At 63.8% G+C, this 5,510-nt stretch carries 4 protein-coding genes and 1 pseudogene; 2 read left to right on the forward strand and 3 right to left on the reverse strand.

All coding sequences use genetic code 11. The features are described 5' to 3' along the window. Positions 1-182: 182 nt before the first annotated feature. Positions 183-692: a hypothetical protein gene (locus HUV06_RS14385; RefSeq protein WP_174301943.1), complete on the reverse strand. Its 510-nt coding sequence runs from the start codon at positions 690-692 to the stop codon at positions 183-185. A gap of 761 nt (positions 693-1,453) precedes the next feature. Here HUV06_RS14385 and HUV06_RS14390 point away from each other — a divergent pair. Then, the gene (locus HUV06_RS14390; protein ID WP_174301944.1) at positions 1,454-3,463 is read left to right on the forward strand and encodes a M13 family metallopeptidase; all 2,010 of its coding nucleotides are present in this window, start codon (positions 1,454-1,456) and stop codon (positions 3,461-3,463) included. 100 nt (positions 3,464-3,563) lie between these two features. Here HUV06_RS14390 and HUV06_RS14395 read toward each other — a convergent pair whose 3' ends face one another. Together HUV06_RS14395 and HUV06_RS16375 are read right to left on the reverse strand one after the other, a co-directional pair. Then, complete coding sequence (locus HUV06_RS14395) at positions 3,564-3,770, reverse strand: hypothetical protein (RefSeq protein ID WP_174301942.1); 207 nt, start codon at positions 3,768-3,770, stop codon at positions 3,564-3,566. Further along, positions 3,744-4,011 (reverse strand): annotated as a pseudogene (locus tag HUV06_RS16375) (transposase); the annotation flags it as partial. The gene HUV06_RS14395 and the pseudogene HUV06_RS16375, both read right to left, overlap by 27 nt. A gap of 500 nt (positions 4,012-4,511) precedes the next feature. Here HUV06_RS16375 and HUV06_RS14405 point away from each other — a divergent pair. Then, positions 4,512-5,246, forward strand: coding sequence for a DUF4386 domain-containing protein (locus tag HUV06_RS14405; protein ID WP_174301945.1), 735 nt, complete (start codon positions 4,512-4,514; stop codon positions 5,244-5,246). The last annotated feature ends 264 nt before the right edge of the window (positions 5,247-5,510 follow it).

Consider the following 5,510-nt stretch of genomic DNA (forward strand, 5'->3'; position numbering starts at 1 on the left):
GGTGCCGACACACCGGGTCAGAGACGATCTTCCGTCTGGATAGTCGGGAGATCATCCACATGCCAAGTTCGCTCTGAGGCATCCTTCGTCAAGTATGCGGGCTTGGCGTCATGACGGCCTAAGGCGCTCCGGCCGGCCCTTCGGGCCGACCATCCCCTTGGATTGCCCCCGCGCCACGCCGGTCACGATGTCAGGTCGTTCGTCTTGATCGTCTTCCCGTCCGTCGTGACCGACGCATAGCCGTTCTTCTTGATGTCGTTGACGGCGAGGCGGTCCTCCACGTCGAGGCGCAGGGTGGGCGTGCTGCTGAAGGGGCTGGGGCCCTCCAGTCGGACGCCTGACCAAGCATAGTGGCTGTACGTGACGCCCAGCTTGGGCTCCTGGCTTTTCATTGTCGCCGTGAGCGCCGCGGCGTTCACTTGCGAAAGTCGGATAAGATTATCCTCCAGCCTGAACTTGGATTCGTCGCCCATCACCATGATCTCGACCGGCATCGGCTGGGAGAAGATCCCGCTGGCGACATCCATTGACGTTGTAAGGAGCTTACGAGCATCTGTTGGGTTCTGGTAGTTGACCGAGCAGGTCTTCATCTGCCCCTTCGGTTCCGTGTCGGTGGAGTCTATATCGCTCCCGGCGCTGAAGAAGGAGGTGAGTTCCGCTATCTTGGTGTTCGAGCCCAGGTGCTTGGCCACCGCCCGGAAGCACACGTCGGGACCGTCAGACAGGGTCGAGGTCCGAGCTCCTCCGAAGAGGGAGCCCGGGCCAGCCGACTGGGCCGGTGGTCCGATTGCGGCCGACTCGCTGGCCGCGTCCTGCCGCCCGCTACAGGCGGCTAGCACGAGTGTGGCGCTCGCAAGCATGTACGGCGCGACATGGCTGGACGTTTGGCTCATGATATATCCCCTCTTACCACCCTGTTACAGAGCTCTATAGCGGCAAGCACAGCCAAGGTTGGCAAGAGTGAAAATGGCTGGACGCCGGGCCGTGCTTCCCCTCGCGGTGTGCGGAGAGACTGTCCTGCGGATGGCTCGTCTGCGGAGGCCAGCGTCGGTTCAGCATCGAAGTGACGAGCCGGCTCCAGCGCCAATTCCATTTCCACGATCCTGGGTCGCGCCTGTTCTATACCGACTGGACTTGACCAGCTTCATGACTGACGACGCCGATGCACAAACAAGCTGGCGCTGAGCGAAGCTGGATCGATGTGCTCAAAGCCCCGCAGCCTTTCCGCCGGAAACTCGACATACCGGAGCCTAGTGCAGGACACTCCCTGCCTGCTCGCGACGTCTGCAGTCGAGGGGCAGGGGACATACCGGCTCAGCCGAACAGCGGACCACCGCCACTGGCGAGTTCGGGAGCCACGCTCACGCGCCTTGTCTCGCTTGGCTCCGGAAGCCGAATTTCGCGGATTTGACGTTCTCACTCCACCGAATTAAATATCTGCCGGGGGGTGCGGATGAAAGCTCGTCTGAGGGGGTTGGCGGCGGCAGCCTGTCTGTGGGGCGCGGGGCTGGCGCCGTCGAATGCGCAGGTCTCTCCCAAGAGCTACGGGACCTGGGGAGTCGATCTAAGCGCGCGAGACGTTACTGCCGCGCCAGGAGATGACTTCTTCCGCTACGCCAACGGCGCGTGGGAAAGCCGAACGCCATTTCCTGCTGATATGCCGATGGCCGGCATAGCAATCGACTTGTACAATCAAAGCCAAGCCGAGCTTCGCGACCTGATCCAGAACAGCCCACCGGGCTCCCAGATCGGCGGCCTCTACGCCGCCTTCATGGATCAGCCGCGAGTGGACGCGTTGGACGCCAAGCCGCTCGCACCTGAACTCGCCCGTATAGCCACCGTCTCAAACAAGGCGGACTTCGCTACGCTGCTCGGCGCGAGCTACGGCCGCTTCGGCGCTTCGCTTTACGCCGTCGGCGTGCAGCCTGACCCCCGCCGTCCGAACATGGACGTGGAGGGCATAAGCCAGGACGGCATCGGGCTGCCCGATCGCGACTACTACCTCACGGCGCAGTTCAAGCCGCAGCTGGATGCCTACCGTGCCTATGCGGAGCGGGTTTTCACGATGTTGGGGGCCTCTGACGCTACTGCCCAGGCCGCCAAGGTTGTGGAGTTCGAGACGGCGGTTGCGAAGGTCAGCTGGGCGGCCGCGGATCGTCGCGATGTGGCGCGCACCAACAATCCGATGAGCCTGGCGGAGTTGGAGGCCTACGCGCCCGGCTTTCCGTGGGCGGCCTACCTCAAGGGCGCCGACATCGATTCGACCGGCACGCTGATCATCGGCGAAACGACGGCGATCAAGGCGATCGCGCAGCTCTATGCGGATACGCCGCTGTCCACGCTGAAGGCGTGGGAGACCTTCCGCACCGTGGACGACGCGGCGCCCTACCTGTCAGACCGGTTCGTCCAGAGCCAGTTCCAGTTCAGCAAGACGCTGACCGGCGTGGATGCGCTCCGTCCCCGTTGGAAGCGCGCCGTGCGCCTGGTGGGGAACAGCCTTGGCGAAGAGCTGGGACACGCCTACGTCGATCGCTACTTCTCACCGTCAGCGAAAGCGCAAGCCTCCGAACTCGTCGAAAATCTGAAAGCTGCCATGGCGGCGCGGATCGAGCGGGCGAACTGGATGGGGCCAACGACCAAAGCTCAGGCCTTGGTGAAGCTCCAGAAGATGCGGGTGCTGGTCGGCTATCCTGACCATTGGCGCAGTTATGCGGGGCTCAGGATAGAACCAACCGATCTATATGGTGACGTCGAGCGTAGCCGCGCCTTCGAGTACGCCTACCAGAACAGCTATGCAGGCCATGCGGTCGATCCGCTCAAGTGGGACATGACTCCCCAGACAATCGACGCCTACAACGGAGGCTTGGAGAACAAGATCGTCTTCCCCGCCGGCATCCTGCAGCCGCCCTTCTTCAATCCCAGAGCCGACCTGGCAGTGAACTACGGGAGCGCCGGGGCGGTCATCGGTCACGAGATCAGCCACGGCTTCGACGACCAGGGTCGCAAGATCGACGCTTCTGGCGCTCTTCGGGACTGGTGGACGCCAGAGGACGCCAAGCGCTTCGAGGCTGAGGCGGCGTCGTTCGGCAAGCAGTACGACGCCTACGAGGCGGCGCCGGGCGCGCACGTGAACGGCTCGCTGACCATGGGCGAGAACATCGCCGACATGGCCGGCCTCGCCGTGGCGCTGGACGCCTACCATCGCGCCCTTCGGGGTAAGGCGGCGCCTGTCGTCGACGGGCTGACCGGCGACCAACGCTTCTTCCTCGCGTTCGCTCAGTCCTGGCGTCAGAAGGAGCGCGAGGATTACGTTCGCAGGCAGCTCGCATCTGACCCGCACTCGCCCGCCAAATACCGAGTCATAGGGCCAGTGCGGAACAGCGACGCCTGGTATGCCGCTTTCCACGTGTCTCCCGGTGCGACCTACTATCTAGCGCCAACCGATCGCACGCGGATCTGGTAGGCGCGATTTACATCTGTGCGCTCTCCAGGCACGTCGCCTCGTCGCTTGCTGGGCCAACGACCGGCGGCAGAAAGCTGGGCACCTGATGCGGGCTAGGCGTCTATTCCGTTGAAGAAGTCAGGTTTTCAGACGAGCTGAAGCAACCAGCTCTGGCTTGCGAGGGGCGGCTCTCCCCTCGGGTGGCTGGAATAGCGGCTGGCGGCGCGACCAGCTTGGCGAGCTTGCGCAGGTTCTGGGCGGTGGCGGCGATGAGGAACTCGTCTTTAGCGCCGTTGGGACCCCAGCGGTAGGCCAGGTTGAGGTACACCTCCTCGTACAGCCGCCGTTCGGACCGGATGGCGAAGCAGTAGCCCCCAGCAGCATGCGGATCAGCAGCTCCGGGTCCACCGAGAGCCGGCCGGTCGGGCTGTAGAAGGACGCTAGGTGAGCACGTAGCTCAGACAGTTCGATGAACCGGTCGATGGCGCGAAGCATGTGCTCTGCGGGACGTGCCGCTCCAGCGAGAACCCGTAGAACAACGAGCTCTGACCCGTCCGCCGCTCGTCCATCAGCAATGGCCCTCCTGCTTCACCAAGTCAATAAATCAGCGCCGGCGCACGCCCGTAACCGCCCTTTTCTACAGAATATGGCCTGAGCCGTGATGCGGCCTGCTCCAGCTTCGCGACCGTGGCAGCGTCAGATCAAACCGCTGCGAGGTCGGGTTCATGACCACTGACCGAGGGAGAGCGGACATTCGGCAGTCGCTCCAGACTGGACTCTCGCTCGCCGACATTGCGCAAGTCTGGTGCCCGCCACCCTGAAATCGCGAATGGCTTGATGCCGACCGGCAGCTCGCGGGCTGAAGGCCAAGACAGCTGCCGCCCTGCAATCCCGACGCATTTGGCAGCGTGCATGAAGGCTTGTGGTCCGGTCCCATGCGGCGGTAGCCGTAGCTCATCAGGTCTGCCCGTCTTCCGTAACCCTCTACCTGCCGTTCGTCCCTGACACACTTTACCCGCCTGATCGCGCGGTTACGGTGGCGAGGCCCTTTGGGCAGGAGATCAGGAAGATGCCTCAACGTCTACCGAACGTATCACCGAAGCTGCAGGCGCGTTTGGCCGGCTTTCTGTACGTCCTGGTGATTATTCTTGGCGGGTCGGCCGAGCTTCTCGGCCGCCAGGGGCTGGTCGTGGCGAGCGACGCCGCCGCCACAGCGCGGGCGATCATGGCCCACCAGGGCGCGTTCCGCCTTGGCTTCGCCGCCGAGATGATGACCAACGTGCTGGCTGTTCCGGCGACCTTGATCATCTACCGTCTGCTTGCGCCGAGCGGTCCCTTCCTGGCGCTCCTTGCCGTGGCGCTCGACCTGACCCAGAACACCATCAACGCGGTGAACGCCTGGACCCAGTTCGCACCCCTCACCTTCCTCAGCGGCTCGCCGGACCTGGCGGCGATTCCTAATGCGGAGCTCGCCGCCTGGGTGCGCTTGATGCTGAAGTGGCACGATGTGGGCTTCTCCATCGGCCTAACCTTCTTCGGCTTCGCCCTGCCGATCTACGGCTACCTGATCTTCCGCTCCGGCTATCTGCCCCGCTGGGTGGGCGCGCTCTACGCACTTGCCGGCGGCTGCTACCTGTTCAACAGCTACGTCTACTTTTTCGCGCCTGATCTTCCGCTCGCCTCGTTCGCCATGCTGGGCTGCCTCATCGGCGAGATCGCATTGGCGCTCTGGCTGCTGATCGTAGGCCTTGATGAGGTCAAGTGGCGCGCGGCTGCGGGCGAGACCGCGATGGTCAGGCCATGAGTTTGCAGCCTCACCCCATGCCGTACACCCGAAGTCTGGAGAGAAAACTGAGCATGCCCGCGGTGTCGCTGACGCGGCTATACGCTCTGCGTGCCATGTATCTGATCCTGTTCGTCCTGGTCCCGCTGATGACGGCGGCCGGGATAGTCTACAGCGCCCGGAGCGTCAGCGCCGCCGACGGGGGAGGGCCAGGGGAATCGCTTGAAGGGATCAAGCGGTTTGGGAGATGACGGCTTGGAGGTAGTCGTCATCCCATCCGGCGCG

The organism is Caulobacter sp. S45 (genome assembly GCF_903642205.1).
Classification (GTDB): Bacteria; Pseudomonadota; Alphaproteobacteria; order Caulobacterales; family Caulobacteraceae; genus CAHJWH01.